At 65.5% G+C, this 17391-nt stretch carries 14 protein-coding genes; 1 reads left to right on the top strand and 13 read right to left on the bottom strand.

Annotated elements, in window-relative coordinates:
- Nucleotides 1–130: 130 nt before the first annotated feature.
- The 8 genes from pnp to rimP all read right to left on the bottom strand — a co-directional run bounded on the left by pnp (nt 131) and on the right by rimP (nt 10501).
- Complete coding sequence (pnp, locus tag I6F33_RS21480; RefSeq protein WP_225128069.1) at nt 131–2293, bottom strand: polyribonucleotide nucleotidyltransferase; 2163 nt, start codon at nt 2291–2293, stop codon at nt 131–133.
- A gap of 377 nt (nt 2294–2670) precedes the next feature.
- Complete coding sequence (gene rpsO, locus I6F33_RS21475; protein WP_008540131.1) at nt 2671–2940, bottom strand: 30S ribosomal protein S15; 270 nt, start codon at nt 2938–2940, stop codon at nt 2671–2673.
- Nucleotides 2941–2942: 2 nt separating this feature from the next.
- Entirely contained in the window at nt 2943–4061 is a 1119-nt protein-coding gene (truB, locus tag I6F33_RS21470) for a tRNA pseudouridine(55) synthase TruB (RefSeq protein WP_036009001.1), read from the bottom strand.
- Complete coding sequence (rbfA, locus tag I6F33_RS21465; protein WP_225144090.1) at nt 4058–4489, bottom strand: 30S ribosome-binding factor RbfA; 432 nt, start codon at nt 4487–4489, stop codon at nt 4058–4060. Before rbfA ends, truB begins: the two co-directional genes overlap by 4 nt.
- 157 nt (nt 4490–4646) lie before the next feature.
- On the bottom strand, nt 4647–7355 hold the full coding sequence (infB, locus tag I6F33_RS21460) for a translation initiation factor IF-2 (RefSeq protein ID WP_225144089.1): 2709 nt from the start codon (nt 7353–7355) through the stop codon (nt 4647–4649).
- A 70-nt stretch (nt 7356–7425) separates the two neighbouring features.
- Entirely contained in the window at nt 7426–8109 is a 684-nt protein-coding gene (locus tag I6F33_RS21455) for an RNA-binding protein (RefSeq protein ID WP_025032907.1), read from the bottom strand.
- Nucleotides 8110–8132: 23 nt separating this feature from the next.
- Nucleotides 8133–9743: a transcription termination factor NusA gene (nusA, locus tag I6F33_RS21450; RefSeq protein WP_036024506.1), complete on the bottom strand. Its 1611-nt coding sequence runs from the start codon at nt 9741–9743 to the stop codon at nt 8133–8135.
- A 2-nt stretch (nt 9744–9745) separates the two neighbouring features.
- Nucleotides 9746–10501, bottom strand: coding sequence for a ribosome maturation factor RimP (gene rimP, locus I6F33_RS21445; protein ID WP_225113789.1), 756 nt, complete (start codon nt 10499–10501; stop codon nt 9746–9748).
- Between the two features lie 367 nt (nt 10502–10868).
- Between rimP and I6F33_RS21440 the strand changes: the two genes are divergently transcribed.
- Nucleotides 10869–11951, top strand: a complete 1083-nt coding sequence (locus I6F33_RS21440) for a DUF2336 domain-containing protein (protein ID WP_225144088.1) — start codon at nt 10869–10871, stop codon at nt 11949–11951.
- A gap of 125 nt (nt 11952–12076) precedes the next feature.
- On the opposite strand, the gene trmB is transcribed toward I6F33_RS21440, so the two are convergent.
- The 5 genes from trmB to I6F33_RS21415 form a co-directional block, all read right to left on the bottom strand.
- A complete protein-coding gene (gene trmB / locus I6F33_RS21435) occupies nt 12077–12790 on the bottom strand; it encodes a tRNA (guanosine(46)-N7)-methyltransferase TrmB (RefSeq protein WP_225144087.1) in 714 nt (237 codons plus the stop codon).
- Nucleotides 12787–13944, bottom strand: a complete 1158-nt coding sequence (locus tag I6F33_RS21430; protein WP_225144086.1) for a M20 family metallopeptidase — start codon at nt 13942–13944, stop codon at nt 12787–12789. The genes trmB and I6F33_RS21430 overlap by 4 nt, the downstream gene beginning before the upstream one ends.
- Before the next feature lie 85 nt (nt 13945–14029).
- Nucleotides 14030–14443, bottom strand: a complete 414-nt coding sequence (locus I6F33_RS21425) for a helix-turn-helix domain-containing protein (RefSeq protein ID WP_018319423.1) — start codon at nt 14441–14443, stop codon at nt 14030–14032.
- Between the two features lie 219 nt (nt 14444–14662).
- Nucleotides 14663–16276 (bottom strand): apolipoprotein N-acyltransferase, encoded by a 1614-nt coding sequence (lnt, locus tag I6F33_RS21420; RefSeq protein WP_225144085.1) that lies wholly within the window; start codon nt 16274–16276, stop codon nt 14663–14665.
- Nucleotides 16273–17391 carry a hemolysin family protein gene (locus I6F33_RS21415; RefSeq protein WP_225144084.1) on the bottom strand — a complete coding sequence of 373 codons (1119 nt, stop codon included), beginning with the start codon at nt 17389–17391 and terminating at the stop codon, nt 16273–16275. Before I6F33_RS21415 ends, lnt begins: the two co-directional genes overlap by 4 nt.

The following is a 17391-nucleotide window of genomic DNA, read 5'->3' as shown; positions in this document are numbered from 1 at the left end:
CGGGTTTCGAACGAAGTGGCTGTGATGGTGCGACGGAATCGCGCATGGCGTTCGACGAAGCAGGTAGCAAACGGCCAAAAAAAGAAGGGCGGCCTTTCGGCCGCCCTTGGTGTTCAGATGTTCCGAGAGGTTACTCGCCGGCGGCTTCGCGCGGGGCCTTTTCGCCCTCGGCGGCCTTCTCCTTGCCCTCGAGATCCTCACCGGTGGTCTGGTCGACCACCTTCATCGACAGGCGGGTCTTGCCGCGATCGTCGAAGCCGAGCAGCTTGACCTTGACCTTGTCGCCTTCCTTGACGACGTCGGAGGTCTTCTGCACGCGGTTGGCCGCGAGCTGGCTGATGTGGACGAGACCATCCTTGGAACCGAAGAAGTTCACGAAGGCGCCGAACTCCATCACCTTGACGACAGTGCCGTCATAGATCTGGCCGACTTCCGGATCGGACGCGATCGACTTGATCCACTTGATCGCCGCCTTCATCGCCTCGCCGTCGCTGGAGGCGACCTTCACGGTGCCGTCATCCTCGATGTTGACCTTGGCGCCGGTCTTCTCGACGATCTCGCGGATCACCTTGCCGCCGGTGCCGATCACCTCGCGGATCTTGTCGGTGGCGATCTTGAAGGTCTCGATGCGCGGCGCATATTCGCCCAGCTCGGCGCGGGCCGCGGTGAGGGCCTTGGCCATCTCGCCGAGGATATGGATGCGGCCGTCCTTGGCCTGAGCCAGCGCGACCTTCATGATCTCTTCGGTGATGCCCTCGATCTTGATGTCCATCTGGAGCGAGGTGATGCCCGCTTCCGTGCCGGCGACCTTGAAGTCCATGTCGCCGAGATGGTCCTCGTCGCCGAGGATGTCCGAGAGAACCGCAAAGCGCTTGTCTTCGAGGATCAGGCCCATCGCGATGCCCGCGGTCGGCCGCTTCAGCGGCACGCCCGCATCCATCAGCGCCAGCGAGGCGCCGCAGACCGAAGCCATCGAGGACGAGCCGTTGGACTCGGTGATCTCCGAGACCACACGCGTGGTGTAGGGGAATTCATGGTGCGGCGGCAGCACCGGACGAATCGCGCGCCAGGCCAGCTTGCCGTGGCCGATCTCGCGGCGCTTGGTGCCGCCGAGGCGGCCGGTCTCGCCGACCGAATAGGGCGGGAAGTTGTAGTGCAGCAGGAACGTTTCCTTGTACGTCCCGGACAGCGCGTCGATGTACTGCTCGTCCTCGCCGGTGCCGAGCGTGGTCACGACCATCGCCTGGGTCTCGCCGCGGGTGAACAGCGCCGAGCCGTGGGCGCGGGGCAGCACGCCGACCTCGGCGACGATGTTGCGCACCGTCTTGCTGTCGCGGCCGTCGATGCGCTTGCCGGTATCGAGGATATTCCAGCGAACGATCTTGGCCTCGAGCTCCTTGAACACGCCGGCGACACGGAGCTTGTCGTATTTCGGCTCCTGGCCCTCCGGGAAGTAGTGGGCCATCACCTTTTCCTTGACGACGCCGACGGCGGCATAACGCTGCTGCTTGATCGGAATCGCATAGGCGGCGCGCAGCTCCTGCTCGACCAGGCCGAGCATCTCCTTCTCGAGCGCGGCGTTGTCGATGACGGTGACTTCGCGCGGCTCCTTGGCGGCCTTCTCGGCGAGCTCGATGATCGCGTTGATGACAGGCTGGAAGTGGCGGTGACCAAACATCACCGCGCCGAGCATGATGTCTTCGTTCAGTTCCTTGGCTTCCGATTCCACCATCAGCACGGCGTCGGCAGTGCCGGCGACGACGAGGTCGAGCTGGGTGTCGACCATCTCGTCGAGCGTCGGATTGAGAATGAACTCGTCGTTGGCGAAGCCGACGCGGGCCGCGCCGATCGGGCCCTTGAACGGCACGCCGGACAGCGTCAGCGCCGCGGAGGCCGCGACCATCGCCACGACGTCGGGATCGTTCTCCATGTCGTGCGACAGCACGGTGACGATCACCTGGGTCTCGTTACGCCAGCCGTCGACGAACAGCGGGCGGATCGGTCGGTCGATCAGGCGGGAGACCAGCGTCTCCTTCTCGGTCGGACGGCCCTCGCGCTTGAAATAGCCGCCGGGAATGCGGCCCGCAGCGTAGGCCTTTTCCTGGTAATCGACGGTCAGCGGCAGGAAGTCGACGCCCTCGCGCGGCGCCTTCGCCGCGACGACGGTGGCGAGCACCACGGTCTCGCCATAGGTGGCGACGACGGCGCCGTCGGCCTGGCGGGCGATCTTGCCGGTTTCGAGCTTGAGTGGGCGTCCGCCCCAGTCGATCTCGACTGAATGCTTATTGAACATAGAGGTCTTCTTTCATGGGTTCTCGAAAGAAGGGACGGCTCTCGAAAAACAAAAACCATGCGCAAGATGGCGGGACGCTGATCGGAGCGGATGATCAGCGTCCTGCGATCCTGCCATGGTTTTTGGATGTCGGATGGCGTCCATCCTTTCGGGTCATACGGGCGCCTTGCCCGTTGTGCCCAGCCGCCGGATTGCTGCTGGACTGTCAGTCGGCACGAATGCAAACACCGAAACTTCGATCTTCGCTCATCATGCCCGGACGCGAATCAACAATCCGCATCCGACGCGCACGCAACCTCGATCAAAAAGCTTAAAAACAAGCGCTTTCGTTCGAAACCACGCGCGAAAACGCGCGCCGGTGGCGCGCGCAGGAACTCTTAACGACGAATATTGTGCTTCTCGAGCAGCGCCTTGTACCGCGCCTCGTCCTTCTTCTTGAGATAGTCGAGGAGCGAGCGGCGGGTCGAGACCAGCTTCAAGAGGCCGCGACGCGAATGGTTGTCCTTCACGTGGGTCTTGAAATGGTTGGTGAGGTTGTTGATGCGTTCCGACAGGATCGCGACCTGAACCTCGGGCGAGCCGGTGTCGCCGGCCTTGGTGGCATTCGTCTTGATGACTTCCGCTTTGCGTTCTGCGGCAATCGACATCGTCAATTTCTCTCGTTGCGACCGGGGCTGGCAGTCAGGCCGGTCAGGTTGAACACACGCTTGGGGATGATTTCGCCATTGCCAACTTCGGCAAGCGCCAAAAGACGGCCTGCCACCGTGACATAGACTGTGCCGCTACAAGTGGGCGCATCCCGTCCGCGCAACAAAACGGCCTGGCCCCGATGGAGCCTTGCCGCATCAGCCCGAGTGACGGCCAGTGCCGGGATGTCGTCCAGCGCGGTCTCAACGGGCAAAAGCGCGTCGGCGAGGCTGCCCTCGCCGGACGCGGCTCTATCGCACAAAGCCTCCAACTGATCCAGCGGAATCATGTCGTTTTCGCCAAATGGGCCGACCAGGGTCCGCCTCAGCGCGCAGATATGGCCGTAAGTGCCGAGAATCCGGCCCATATCGCGGGCGAGCGCCCGCACATAGGTGCCCTTGCCGCATTCGGCCTCGAACACGGCCCGGTCGTTATCTGGTTGATCGACAAGGGTTAAATGGTGAATCTCGACCGGGCGGGGCGCCAGTTCCACAACCTCGCCGTCGCGGGCGAGATCATAGGCGCGCTCGCCCTGGACCTTGATCGCCGAATAGCGCGGCGGGATCTGCTCGATCACCCCGGTGAAGCGGGGCAGCAGGGCCAGGATGGCCTCCCGGCTCGGGCGCTGGTCCGAGGTCGCGGTCACCCGGCCCTCGATGTCGTCGGTGTCGCGCTCCTCGCCCCAGCAGACCGTGAAGCGGTAGCGCTTGCGGCCGTCCATCACGAAGGGGACGGTCTTGGTGGCTTCCCCGAGCGCGATTGGCAAGCCCCCCGAGGCGAGCGGATCGAGCGTGCCGGCGTGTCCGGCGCGCTTGGCGTTGAACAGGCGCTTGAGCACGGCGACGGCCTGCGTCGAGGTCATGCCGATCGGCTTGTCGAGCACGACCCAGCCATGGACGTCGCGGCGGTCGCGGCGGACCTGGTTGCCCTTCTGCTGCTTGGCGCGCGGATCGTTGTTGACGCGGCGCGGCTCCTGATGCGGCTGCGAATTGCCGCCCATCTCCGCGAAATCGTTGGTCTGCGCGTCGCGCTGATCGGTGTCGTTGCCGCCGATCGTGCCGTGAGCGGGGTCCATGGTCATTGCTCTTCTTCCCGATCCGAAAGCGGATCCTGTTCCAGGTCCTTCTGCACCGCAGGCGTTCGCAAAAGCTTCTCGATCCGTTCCGCTTCGTCGAATCGTTCGTCGACGCGGAAGCGAATGTCAGGTGCAAATTTCAGGTTAACGCGCCGCGCGACCTCGCCGCGCAAGAACTTCTTGTTGCGCTCGAGCGCAGCGATGACGATCTCGGTGTCGCGGCCACCGAGCGGCATCACGTAGACCGTTGCGAGCTTCAGGTCGGGCGACATCCGCACCTCCGGCACGGTGATGATGTGACCTTCGAGGTCGGCATCATGCACATTGCCTTGCGCCAGAATATCGGCCATCGCGTGGCGAACCTGCTCGCCGACGCGCAGCTGACGCTGCGAGCCGCCGGGCGCGGAACTCTTCTTCTGATGATGCCGTGGCATTTTTTCGAAAATCACCTCGTCATGCCCGCATCTGGGACACGGGCATTGTCATTTGTCCTGTTGAAACGAAGAGGGGGTGGATGGCCGGAAACATCCGGCCATCGCACTCCCGCAATCTCAGTTCAAAAAGATCCGAACGCTTCGGTAAGATTTGGACTTACAGGGAGCGCTGGATCGTCTCCACGCGATAACACTCGATCACGTCACCGGCACGCATGTCGTGATAGTTCTCGAAGGCCATGCCGCATTCCTGGCCGGACTGGACTTCCTTCACTTCGTCCTTGAAGCGCTTCAGCGTCGACAGCTTGCCTTCGTGCACGACGACGTTGTCGCGGATGAGGCGCACATTGGCGCCGCGTTCCACGGTGCCGTCGGTGACGCGGCAGCCGGCAACCTTGCCGACCTTGGAGATGTTGAAGATCTCCAGGATTTCGGCATTGCCCAGCATGGTTTCGCGCAAGGTCGGCGCGAGCAGACCGCTCATCGCCTTCTTCACGTCGTCCACGAGGTCGTAGATGATGTTGTAGTAGCGGATCTCGATGCCGTTGCGCTTGGCGGCCGCAGCGGCCTCCTTGTTGGCGCGAACCGAGAAGCCGATGATCGCGGCGTTGAAGCCTTCGGCCAGCGTCACGTCGGATTCCGAGATGCCGCCGACGCCGGCATGCAGGATGCGGGCGGCGACCTCGTCGGTGCCGAGCTTCTCCAGCGAGCCAAGGATGGCCTCCAGCGAACCCTGCACGTCGGCCTTGACGATCAGCGGGAATTCCTTGCGGCCCGCCGTCTTCAATTGCGACATCATCTGCTCGAGCGAGCCGCGCATGCCGGAGATCGAGGCTGCCGCGTTCTCGCGCTTCTGGTGCGCGCGGTAGCTGGTGACCTGGCGGGCGCGGGCTTCGTTCTCGACCACCGCGAGACGATCGCCGGCCTCAGGCGGGCCGTTGAAGCCGAGCACCTCGACCGGCACCGAGGGGCCGGCCTCCTGCACGGTCTCGCCCTGATCGGAGATCAGCGCGCGGACGCGGCCCATTTCGGCACCGGCGACGATGATGTCGCCGACGCGAAGCGTGCCGCGCTGCACCAGCACGGTCGCGACCGGACCGCGGCCGCGATCGAGCTTGGCCTCGATCACGGTGCCTTCGGCCGGACGCTCCGAATTGGTCTTGAGGTCGAGGATTTCGGCCTGCAGCGCGATCATCTCGAGCAGCTTGTCGAGATTGGTCTTGTTCTTGGCGGACACCTCGACGTCGACGACTTCGCCGCCGAAAGATTCCACCTGCACCTCGTGCTGGAGCAACTCGGTGCGCACGCGCTCGGGCTTGGCATCGGGCTTGTCGATCTTGTTGATGGCAACGATGATCGGCACGCCGGCCGCCTTGGCGTGATTGATGGCTTCGACCGTCTGCGGCATCACGCCGTCATCGGCCGCGACCACCAGCACGACGATGTCGGTCACCTTGGCGCCGCGGGCGCGCATCGCGGTGAACGCTGCGTGGCCGGGCGTGTCAATGAAGGTGATCTTCTTGCCGGTTTCAGGCGATGTCACCTGATAGGCGCCGATGTGCTGGGTGATGCCGCCGGCTTCGCCGGAGACCACGTTGGCGTGACGGAGCGCGTCGAGCAGCGAGGTCTTGCCGTGGTCGACGTGACCCATGACGGTCACCACGGGCGAACGGGTCTCGGTGTCGGTCGAATCGTCGGTCGCGTCGAACAGACCTTCTTCAACGTCGGAGGCGGCAACGCGCTTGACGGTGTGGCCGAGCTCTTCGGCAATCAGCTGCGCGGTGTCGGCGTCGATCACGTCGGTGATCTTGTGCATCGCGCCCTGCTTCATCAGCATGCGGATGACGTCGACCGCGCGCTCGGACATGCGGTTGGCGAGTTCCTGGATGGTGATCGCTTCCGGAATGACCACTTCGCGGATGAGCTTTTCCTTGGGCTCGTTCGAGGCGTGGCCCTTCAGGCGCTGGGTGCGGCGGCGGAACGAGGCGATCGAGCGCTCGCGCACCTCATCGGCATTGAGCGCGGTGACGACGGTCAGGCGGCCGCGCTCCTTCTGCGGGCCGGGCTTGTGGGTGGGCTTGGGGGCTACCACGGGACGCGCGGCGCCGCCGGGACCGCGGCGGATCTGGCGCGGCGCCTCGTCGTCGTCAGCTTCGGCCGCAACGGCCGGGCCGCGGCCGGCCGGTCCACCCGGACGCTGCGCGGTCGTGGTTGCAGGGCGCGCCGTCGTGGTTCCCGGACGTGCTGTGGTAGTGGTTCCAGGCCGGGACGCAGGCGCACCGGGGCGCGGTGCGGAAGCGGCGGGTGTTGCGGTCGCGGGGCGCGCGGCGGATGTCGGCTGCTCACCTTCGCCGAAACGCTTCTTGGCCTCAGTCTCGGCCTTGCGCTTGGCTTCGTCCTCGTGGCGGTGGCGCTCTTCCTCGGCCTTGCGGCGGGATTCGGCGGCTTCGCGCTCGGCGCGCTCGGCAGCCTCACGGGCGGCGCGGCGCTGGGCCTCTTCCTCGGCCTGGCGGCGTTCCTCGACCTCGCGCAGCTTGGCATCGGCCAGCGCACTGGCGCGGGCCGAACGCTCATCCTCGGTGAGGGTACGAAGCACCACGCCGGAACCGGCGTTGCGCGGCGGGGGCGGAGCCGGACGCGGCGGCGCGGCGGGTGCGGCCGGCGCCGGCTTTGCCGTCACCTCGGGCGCGTGCGGCTCGGGTCCATCGCCAATGCGGCGCTTGCCGCGCTTCTCGACCACGACCTGCTTGCTGCGGCCATGGCTGAAGCTCTGGCGCACGGTGCCCGTTTCGACGCGCGGCTTGAGCGATAGCGTCTTGCTCGGAACGCTCAGCTTCTTGTCGCCAGGGGTCTTGGTATCAACCATTCAGCAGTCCTAATCCTGATTTATCAGTGTTGTGCGTTGCCGCACCATCCAATCGGGTCGTCGTTGTCTCTCAGAAATCCTGGCCGGGTTTTTCGGCAGTCTTGTCGTCGTCCGCCATCCGGTATCGGACCAGGATCTGGCTACGTGACAGGAATGACTTGCTCGCCGGGCCCGCGAGCAGGGCAGCATGTATCACATTTGACCGGGTCAGTGCCAAATCCAATTCTACCGATTTCAGAGCGGTGACGACGGGAATCTGCGCCTTAGCACCGCGATTCCCGGCATTCTGACGCGCCAGCATGTCCAATTTGCGGATTCCGTCCGCGGCCCCGTCGCTGGCATGGATCAGGACCTCGACCGTTCCTTCCCGGAGGGCGCTCTCGACCTTGCCGAAGCCGGCCACGACCTGACCCGCCTTGGCGGCGATCCCAAGGGCTTCGGTCACGCTCCGGACCAGGAGCGCCTCGATGTCGGTGGGAAGCGTCTGAGGGATGCGCAGCTCGCGCTTGAAGGCCTTGCTAAATTGGTGACGCCGCACCGCTTCCGCAACCGTCTTGCGGGAGGCGGTGAGCCACATCCCGCGTCCGGGCAGCTTGCGCTTGAGATCGGGAACTATTTGTCCGTCAGGCGATGCAACGAAGCGGATCAGCTCGTCGATCGGCCGGACCTCGCGGCTGACCGCGCACATGCGCATGGTCGCGGACCTTTCGGTCCGCGGGCCATGGTCAAGTTCGAGGTCGGAATCTGCAAGCATCCGGGCGACATTCTCCTTTGCCCTTAAGCCGGTTGATCTTCGGTCGCCTCGGCCTCCTCGGTGGGCTTGGCGAGATCGGCTTCGGTGATCCAGCCGGCCTTGACGCGGGCCTGCATGATCATCGCTTCGGCGTCGTCACGGGAGATGTCGATGCCGTCGAGCGCGCCGGCGTGCTTGGTCGGCTCGCTGCCTTCCTTGCGCTCGGTCCAGCCGACCAGATCGTCGGTGGCGCAGCCGGCGAGGTCCTCGACGCTCTTGATGTCGTTCTCGCCGAACTTCACCAGCATCTTCGAGGTCACGCCGGGCACGTCCTTGAGCGCGTCCTCGACGCCGAGCTCCTTGCGCCTCGCCTCGAGCTCGGCTTCCTGCTGCTCCAGATATTCGCGGGCGCGATTCTGCAGCTCCTGCGCGGTCTCCTCGTCGAAGCCCTCGATGCCGGCGAGCTCCTTGACGTCCACCATCGCGAGCTCCTCGACCGAGGTGAAGCCCTCGGACGCCAGCAGCTGGCCGACCACTTCGTCGACGTTAAGCGATTCCATGAAGACCCGGGTCGAGTTCTCGAAGTCGGCCTGGCGGCGCTCCGATTCCTCCTGCTCGGTCAGGATGTCGATATCCCAGCCGGTGAGCTGCGAGGCCAGGCGCACGTTCTGGCCGCGGCGGCCGATCGCGAGCGAGAGCTGGTTGTTGGTGTCGGGCACCACGACCTCGATGCGCTCGCGGTCCTCGTCGATCACGACCTTGGAGACTTCCGCCGGCGCCAGCGCGTTGACCACGAAGGTCGCGATGTCGGGCGACCATGGAATGATGTCGATCTTCTCGCCCTGCAGCTCGTTGACCACGGCCTGCACGCGCGAGCCGCGCATGCCGACGCAGGCGCCGACCGGATCGACCGAGGAATCGCGGGAAATCACGCCGATTTTCGCACGCGAGCCCGGATCGCGGGCCACCGCCTTGATCTCGACGATGCCGTCATAGATCTCCGGCACTTCCTGCGCGAACAGCTTCGCCATGAACTGCGGATGGGTGCGGGAGAGGAAGATCTGCGGGCCTCTCGTCTCGCGGCGGACGTCGAAGATGTAGGCGCGAACGCGGTCGCCGTTGCGGAACACCTCGCGCGGCAGCATCTCGTCGCGGCGGATGATGGCTTCGCCGCGGCCGAGATCGACGATCACGCTGCCATATTCGACGCGCTTGACGACGCCATTGACGATGTCGCCGATGCGGTCCTTGAATTCCTGGTACTGCCGGTCGCGCTCGGCCTCGCGCACCTTCTGCACGATGACCTGCTTGGCCGATTGCGCGGCGATGCGGCCATATTCCAGCGGCGGCAGGGTGTCGGCGATGGTGTCGCCGACCTGGGCGCCGGGATTGGCGCGCTGCGCGTCCACCAGCGAGATCTGGTTGGAGTGATTCTCGACCTTGTCGACCACCAGCATGTGGCGCGACAGCCGCAGCTCGCCCTTCTTCGGGTCGATCTCGGCGTGAACGTCAGTCTCGCTGCCGTAACGTGCGCGCGCCGCCTTGGCGATGGCGTCCTCCATCGCCGCGATGACGATGCCGCGGTCGATCGACTTTTCGCGTGCGACGGCGTCGGCGATCTGAAGCAATTCGAGTCGGTTGGCGCTGACTGCCATGGCTAGTCTCCTTGGTCAGGCTCGATCTCGCCGCGCCGCGCGCGTTCGGCGGCAAGGCGATGTTTCTTCGTGTTGGTCGGGGCCGGCTTCTTCTTCGGCTTGGTGTTCTTGGTGATCTTCGCACTGATCTCCGCGTGCGGTGCAGCCGGCGGCTCCAGTCCGAGATCCCTGCGCATCTTGCGCTCCTCGGCCTTGCCGCGGCGCATGGATTCGGCGATCAGCTCGTCGGTCAGCACCAGCCGGGCCTCGCCGATATCCTCCATGGTCAGGAGAACGTCGGCATCGTCGCCAGCCTTGGCATCGTCGCGATGCAGATGCACGCGGTCGCCCTCGACGGCGCCGAGCGTGCCGCGGAAGCGCTTGCGCCCCTCATGCGCGACCGCCATCTCGATCTTCACCAGGTGCCCGGAATAGCGCTCGAAATCGGAGCGGCGCACCAGCGGGCGGTCGATTCCCGGCGAGGAGATCTCGAGCCGATAGGCGCGGTCGATGGGATCGGCGACGTCGAGCACGGGCGACAGGGCCCGCGAGATCGCCTCGCAATCCTCGATTTGCATCGAGCCGTCCGGCCGCTCGGCCATGATCTGCACGGTGCAGCCGGCCTCGCCGGAAATACGGATCCGGACCAGGCGGTAGCCCATGCCCTGCAGCACGGGACCTGCCACCGCGGACACCCGTGCCGCGACGCCGGGCTCGACCACGAGCCGCGGCTCGGCCAGCAATTCGGCATCCGTGGAACCAGGGTTCGGCTCGGTCATGTCCAGGGTCAGAGCGCTCGTTGGTTAAGGCTTGGGTTAAGGCTTGGTTACGATTTCAAAGCCCGCTTCGGAACTTTCCCGACGATGCGTCGGGCGCATCTCCCGCCGAGCCGCGTTCAGGTAATAAAAAAGAGCGGGTCCTTGCGGGCCCACTCTCACTACGCGGATCGTATGAGAAGATGAATTGGCGCTGATATAGCGCTTTCTCAACCCCCGGACAAGGCCCATTGCAGCGGGAACGGGGCCTTTTTGCGCCCGTCGGACTCTGCGCAACGCTTCCTTCATCAAGCAGGCCTAGATTCCCCGATTGTGGGGCGGCTTGGACCAAGGGCGCACCCGCGGCGTGCCCCGTTCGAGTTGCGTTTTCATGACCGTTGCCACGTCGCTCATTCCTGGACTGGACGATATCGTCAAGCGCGGCGATCCGCGCCGCCGCGGCGAGATCGCGCGCGCCATCTCCCAATTGTTCTTCCGGGATGCGGACAAGCTCCGCCCCGAGTTGATCGATCTGTTCGACAATCTCCTGATCGATCTCGTGCCCCATGCCGAGCTGGCATCGCGCGCCGATCTGTCCGAGCGCTTCTCGCGTCTGAACAACGCGCCGCCGCACCTCGTCAATCAGTTCGCGCGCGAAAACGAGATCGCGGTCGCCGGCCCCGTGCTGCGCCGCTCGCCAGTGCTCGACGACGCGGCACTGGTCGAGATCGCGCGCTTGAAGGGCCAGGGTCATCTGCTGGCGATGACCGAGCGTCCCGCTTTGTCGCCCGCCGTCACCGACGTGCTGGTCGAGCGCGGCGATCGCGACGTCGTGCGCCGTGCCGCAGCCAATGCCGGTGCAGTGTTCTCGCCGGGCAGCTATTCCGAGCTGATCAAGCGCGCGGCGCAGGACGGCGTGCTGACGCTGAAGATCGGCCAGCGCAACGACCTTTCCGGCGAGCACCTGAAGCAGCTGCTCGACGGGACGCTCGACGTCATCCGCCGCCGCCTCTCCACCGTGGTCAATCCCGCGCGCCAGGCCGAGATCAAGCGCGCGATGGCGGCGATCGAGGAGGCCGCGCTGCCGCCGGGTCCGCGCCGCGATTTCTCCGCGGCACAGCGCACGGTGCTGACCTTGAATCGCGAAGGCCATCTCGGCGAGAGCGCGCTGCTCGGTTTCGCCAAGGCGCACAAATACGAGGAATCGGTCGCCGCGCTGTCGGTGATGTCGGGCGTTCGCCTCCAGGTCCTCGACCGCCTGATCGCAGGCGACCGCTACGATCCGCTGCTGATCCTCGGTCGGGTGCTGAACCTCGGCTGGCCCACGGTACGCGCGCTTATCCTGCTCTGGTACGGCTCGAACCGCACGCCGGCCGACGCCGACATCGAGGCCGCCCGCATCAACTTCACGCGCCTGATGCCGACGACCGCCGAACGCGTCGTGAATTTCTGGCGCAACCGGCAGACGATCTAGCGTCCCACTCCGTCATTGCGAGCGAAGCGAAGCAATCCAGAACTCGTTCCGCGAAAACGCTCTGGATTGCTTCGTCGCCAGCGCAAATTGCCTTGCAATTTGTCGCGGGCTCCTCGCAATGATGGCTAACCCACCCGCCTGAACCGCAGATAAGCCGCCTTGCGTCCCTCGCGCGCGGCCTTTCGGCCGTAGCGCGTCATGGTGTAGCCCGGCCATGGAAGCCGGAAATCGTCGGCGCGTTCGGCCAGCCAGACGAAGTCCTGCGAGCGCGCAAGATGCGACAGTGTCCAGGCGCAGTAATCGTCGATGTCGCAGACGAAGCGGAATTCGCCGCCTCGCTTGAGCACGCGCGCCATCGCGGCGATGGTGCGGTCCTGGACGAAGCGCCGCTTCCAGTGTCGCCGCTTCGGCCAGGGATCGGGATGGATCAGGTCGATCCGCGACAGCGACTCCTTGGGAAGCCAAGCCAAGAGCTCGGCGGCATCGCCCGCGAACAGGCGGATGTTGCCGATGTTGGCCGCCTCGATCTGCGCGAGGATCTTGGCCATGCCGTTGACATAGGGCTCGCAGCCGATGAAGCCGGTGGTGGGGAAGTTCTGTGCCTCGGCCGCGAGATGCTCGCCGCCGCCGAAGCCGATCTCGAGCCTGACGTCGTCGGCTGCGGGATCGAAGATGTCGCGGGCGTCCGCCGGCGCCTCACCGTCGATATCGAGGGCAAGATGCGGCAGCAGCTGCTCGATCAAGCCGGCCTGGTGTTGCCTCAGCTTGTGGCCCTTGCGGCGCCCGAAGAAGGCGCGCTCGCTGTCGTCGCGGTCGGGGCCTGATTTACGTTCGCTCATCGCAGCGTCTGATAAAGCCGATGGAGCAGCCGCGCGCGCGGGGCGAGCGAGGAGACATAGAGCTGCTCATAATGAGTGTGTGCACCCTTGCCGTCGACGCCGAGCCCGTCGAGGGTTGCGGTGAAGGGAGCGGTGAAATTGCCGTCCGAGCCGCCGCCGGTGTGGGTGTCGATCAGCTCGAAGCCGATCTCGCCGGCGAGCGTCCTGGCATGCTCGTACAGCGCGGCACCTGCATTGCTCTTCTCGTAAGGCGGCCGGTTGAGCTCGCCCGTGACCGTGACCGTGACGCCATCGGTCTTCGAGGTCAAAGAGAGAATCTTGCCGACGAACTCGTCCGCGTCCTTGAGGCTCACGACGCGCAGATCGACTTCGGCATAGGCCTCCTCGGGCGTGACGTTGGGGCGCGTGCCGCCGCGCACCACGCCGACATTGACGGTCACGCCGCGCGCAACATCGTTCATTCCTTCCAGCGCGAGGATGACGTTGCCGAGTTCGCGGACGGCGCTGCGGCCGTCTTCGGGCCGCGAGCCGGCATGCGCGGGCACGCCCTTGATGAATACCCGGAAGCGTCCGACGCCCTTGCGCCCGGTGACGATCTTGCCGCCGTCGCGCGCCGGCTCGGTCACCAGCACGTATTTGGCCTTGCGCCCTTCCTGCTCGATCAGCGCACGCGAGGTCGGGCTGCCGATCTCCTCGTCGGAGGTGAACAGATGCGTGATGCCGAGCGGCGAGCGATCGCCCGTCGCGCAAAGCGCGCGGAAGGCGCGGTGGGCGATGTAGGCGCCGCCTTTCATGTCGTAGATGCCCGGACCGAACGCGACGTCGCCTTCGACCTTGAACGGCAGGCGCTCGATGAAGCCGATGGGATGGACGGTATCGAGATGGCTCAGCACCAGGATGCCCGGCTGATCTTGCCCCCAATTCGTGCGCGTCACGAGATGATCGCCGCAGCCGTCCGTGCCGGCGATGCGCTCGAGCGTGACGGGCAGGTCGCCGTATTGCTCCGCGACCACGGAGACCAGCTTGTTGACCTGTTCAGGTGCTTCCGTCGGCGTCTCGATCTCCACCCAGCGACGGATGCCATCGAGAATAGTTTGTGAATCGAACCAATTGGAGCCGGTCATGGACGCATCTGTGCCTTTGAATCGCATCATCGAAGCGGACGCGCATCAAAGCGCGGTCGTAAATGACGACATAGGCCAGATTTGATGCAGTCTCAAATCGCGGGGGACATGAGCTTCAACGCTTGTCCGGACCTTCGCGGGCCGCAATCTGCTCGACGAGATCGACGATCGAGCGGCGCATCTTCGAATCAGTGATTCGCGTGAACGCCTTGGTCAAAGCGAGCCCTTCGGAGGTGGCGAGAAAGTCCGAGACGTAAGAGGGCGAGGCGCCTTCGCTGAAGCCATCCGGACCCGGCACGCCGCTCGGGCCGCCCTCGAACAGGAAGGACACCGGCACCTGCAGAATCTCCGCGATCTGCTGGATGCGGCTTGCGCCGACCCGGTTGGTGCCCTTCTCGTACTTCTGAATCTGCTGGAAAGTCAGGCCCAAAGCTTCACCGAGCTTCTCCTGGCTCATGCCCAACATGATGCGGCGCATGCGCACGCGACTGCCGACATATTTGTCAACAGGGTTGGGCGCTTTCGACATTTCCTCAGCCCTCCAAACACCACCTTCGGCGCAATGATCAAGCATGCCTCGGGTGCAGCACCGTCAAAATCAAACCCTGTTATTGGGAAACATTGCGGAGAAATTTAGCAATGCACCGCCATCTTTCGCAGCCGGTGCAGAATGGGGAGCCCGCGTGCAGTCTGTCAACCGTGGGACTACGGTTGTCAAAGGATTCCGGCCGCTGCGGCGGCGGTGCGATCAGGGCTGGCGTTTGCCTATTCGTCGGCGGACCGCCAACAGCACGGCCACCGCGACGAGCATGATTGCGGGCACATCACCCACCCGTGCATAAACGGTCGGTGGGATCGCGGCCGGCAGGTTTGCGTCCAAAATGCCTTCGAGGCCGAGACCGAGGCTCGCGACCGTGCGGCCGACCGGATCGATCACTGCGGAGATGCCGGTATTGGCCGAGCGGACCAGCGGCAATCCGAGCTCGATCGCGCGCATCCGCGACTGCTCCAGGTGCTGGTAGGGACCGGTCGAGATGCCGAACCAGCCGTCATTGGTCAGGTTCACGATCCAGCCCGGACGTTCGTTGCGTGCAGCCACTTCGTCGGGAAAGATCGCCTCGTAGCAGATCAGCGGCAACGCGGGCGGCGCGCCGGCAACGGGGAGCGCATGCGGCACGGTGCCTGGAATGAAGCCGCCGCGCACACGCGTCAGTTGCTCGAAACCGAGCTTCTCCATCAGCGACTGGTACGGAAGAAATTCTCCGAACGGTACCAGATGCAGCTTGTCGTAGACGGCGAGCACGCTGCCGTCGTGATCGATCACGTAGATCGAGTTGTAGGCGCGCGTGATCGGCGTGCCCCGCGGCACATCGGGCGCGCGGACCGATCCCGTGATCAGCACCGTGCCCTTCGGCAACAGATCGGCGATTTGCGCCATCGCGTCGGCTTCGCGGGTCAGGAAGAACGGGAAGGCGGATTCCGGCCAGATCAGGATGGTGGCATCGCGCACGCCGGTCGATTGCGGGCCGGAGGCGCGGTCCGACAGCGCAAGGTACTTCTTCATCACCTCCGGCTTGGCGGCATAGTTGAATTTCTCGTCCTGCTGCAGGTTGGGCTGCATCAGGCGCAGCTTGGCGCCGGATACGATCGTGGTCGGATGCAGCGACAGGCGGATTGCGCCAAAGATGCTCATGACGAGCAGGAGCGCGACGGCCGCGGCCGGCACCCGCCATTGCAGGCGCCGATCCGGCGTGCGGTCGATCAGCGTCGCCGGGCTCGCGAAGATCGCAATCGTCAGGAACGTCATGCCCCACAGGCCGATCAGCGAGGCCGTCTGCGCCAGCGGCAATGGCTCGGACAACGCATAGCCGAACGTGTTCCAGGGGAAGCCGGTCAGCGCATGGCCGCGCAGCCATTCGCTGATGGTGAGGCTCGCTGCGAGCGCCAGCACGCGCGTGGCGTTCTTGCTCCAGAGCAGGCGCGCCAGCGCAAAGCCGATCGCCGTGAAGATCGAAAGATAGGCCGGCAGGCCCAGCACCGCGAACGGCGTCAGCCAGGCGAATGTGTCGGCTTCGACGAAGAAGGCGTAGCCGATCCAGTAGAGGCCGGGCACGAAATAGCCGAGCCCGAACCAATAGCCGGTCAAGGCGGCGGCGGGCACGCCGCCATAGCGGCCGGCCCCGGCGCCGTCGATCAGCCAGACCAGCACCGGGAAGGTGACGAACAGCACCGGAAAGAGGTTGAACGGTGCCAGCGCCAGCACCGACAGCGCTCCGGCCGCCATGGCGACGACTGCGCGCTGCCATCCCCAGGTGAGGATGATGGCGAGCGCAATTTGCCGAAGGCGCTGCGATGGGCTCACTGCGAGGCGGCCCCGTCGCGCGGCGGCGATGTCGGCGTGTCGCTGGCCGGCGCTTGTCCGCTCTCCGGCGTGGCTTCACGCCGCCGGCTCTCGCGCTGGGTGCGGGGCGCCGGGCGTTCCTTCCGCGTCGCGATGCGCAGCCGCTTGACGCGGCGCGGATCGGCATCGAGCACCTCGACCTCGTAATTGCCGGGGCCCGAGATCACCTCGCCGCGCACCGGCAGGCGCCCGACGAAGCTGACGAGATAGCCGCCCAGCGTCTCCACCTCCTCGCCAGCCTCGCCGGTGACGAAATCCTCGCCGATCACCGAGCGGACGTCGTCGAGGCTGGCGCGGGCGTCGGCGATGAAGGCGTTGTCGGGCAGGCGCACGATCGAGGGCGGCTCGTCGCTGTCGTGCTCGTCGTCGATCTCGCCGACGATCTGCTCGACGATGTCCTCGATCGAGACCAGCCCGTCGCTGCCGCCATATTCGTCGACCACCAGCGCCAGATGGATGCGCGAGGCCTGCATCTGCGCGAGCAGGTCGATCGCCCGCATCGACGGCGGTACGTAGAGCAGCTTGCGGATGATGTGCGCCTCGTGAAGCGGCAGCGCGAGATCGACCGCGCGCAAATCGAGCCCGGCCGGCAGCGGCTTCTTGCGCTTGGTCTTGGTGGCTTCCGACACGCGGGCGCGCGCGGTCATGAAGGCGAGCAAATCGCGGATGTGGACGATGCCGACGGGATCGTCGAGCGTCTCGTTGAAGACGACGAGGCGCGAATGGCCGGCGCTCTCGAAGCGGTCCATCAGTTCCCCGAGCGGGATGTCGCGCTTGACCGCGATGATGTCGGCGCGATGCACCATGACGTCGGCGATGCGGCGCTCGTGCAGGCTGAGGATGTTGCGCAGCATGGTGCGCTCGACCGCGGAGAAGCCGGTGTCGTCGGGCGTCGAGGCGTCGAGCACGACCTGGAGGTCGTCGCGCACCGACCCCGCCTTCCAGCCGAACAGCGTGCGGATGGCGCGCAGCAGCCAGCTTTCGGCGCTCGGGCGCAGCACCTCGCCCGGCGTCACCACAACCGGCAAATTGGCCGTGGTGCGGGGATTGTCGTGGGTAGGCTCGGAATCCGGCAT

The organism is Bradyrhizobium sp. BRP20 (assembly GCF_020194215.1).
In the GTDB taxonomy this organism is placed as follows: Bacteria; Pseudomonadota; Alphaproteobacteria; order Rhizobiales; family Xanthobacteraceae; genus Bradyrhizobium; species Bradyrhizobium yuanmingense.
This window is presented reverse-complemented; position numbering and strand designations above follow the sequence as displayed.

What these genes read in the sequence shown, in the direction of transcription:
- pnp (WP_225128069.1), bottom strand. Translation starts at nt 2,293, where the DNA reads ATGTTCAATAAGCATTCAGTCGAGATCGACTGGGGCGGACGCCCACTC.
- rpsO (WP_008540131.1), bottom strand. Translation starts at nt 2,940, where the DNA reads ATGTCGATTGCCGCAGAACGCAAAGCGGAAGTCATCAAGACGAATGCC.
- truB (WP_036009001.1), bottom strand. Translation starts at nt 4,061, where the DNA reads ATGACCATGGACCCCGCTCACGGCACGATCGGCGGCAACGACACCGAT.
- rbfA (WP_225144090.1), bottom strand. Translation starts at nt 4,489, where the DNA reads ATGCCACGGCATCATCAGAAGAAGAGTTCCGCGCCCGGCGGCTCGCAG.
- infB (WP_225144089.1), bottom strand. Translation starts at nt 7,355, where the DNA reads ATGGTTGATACCAAGACCCCTGGCGACAAGAAGCTGAGCGTTCCGAGC.
- I6F33_RS21455 (WP_025032907.1), bottom strand. Translation starts at nt 8,109, where the DNA reads ATGCTTGCAGATTCCGACCTCGAACTTGACCATGGCCCGCGGACCGAA.
- nusA (WP_036024506.1), bottom strand. Translation starts at nt 9,743, where the DNA reads ATGGCAGTCAGCGCCAACCGACTCGAATTGCTTCAGATCGCCGACGCC.
- rimP (WP_225113789.1), bottom strand. Translation starts at nt 10,501, where the DNA reads ATGACCGAGCCGAACCCTGGTTCCACGGATGCCGAATTGCTGGCCGAG.
- I6F33_RS21440 (WP_225144088.1), top strand. Translation starts at nt 10,869, where the DNA reads ATGACCGTTGCCACGTCGCTCATTCCTGGACTGGACGATATCGTCAAG.
- trmB (WP_225144087.1), bottom strand. Translation starts at nt 12,790, where the DNA reads ATGAGCGAACGTAAATCAGGCCCCGACCGCGACGACAGCGAGCGCGCC.
- I6F33_RS21430 (WP_225144086.1), bottom strand. Translation starts at nt 13,944, where the DNA reads ATGATGCGATTCAAAGGCACAGATGCGTCCATGACCGGCTCCAATTGG.
- I6F33_RS21425 (WP_018319423.1), bottom strand. Translation starts at nt 14,443, where the DNA reads ATGTCGAAAGCGCCCAACCCTGTTGACAAATATGTCGGCAGTCGCGTG.
- I6F33_RS21415 (WP_225144084.1), bottom strand. Translation starts at nt 17,391, where the DNA reads ATGCCGGATTCCGAGCCTACCCACGACAATCCCCGCACCACGGCCAAT.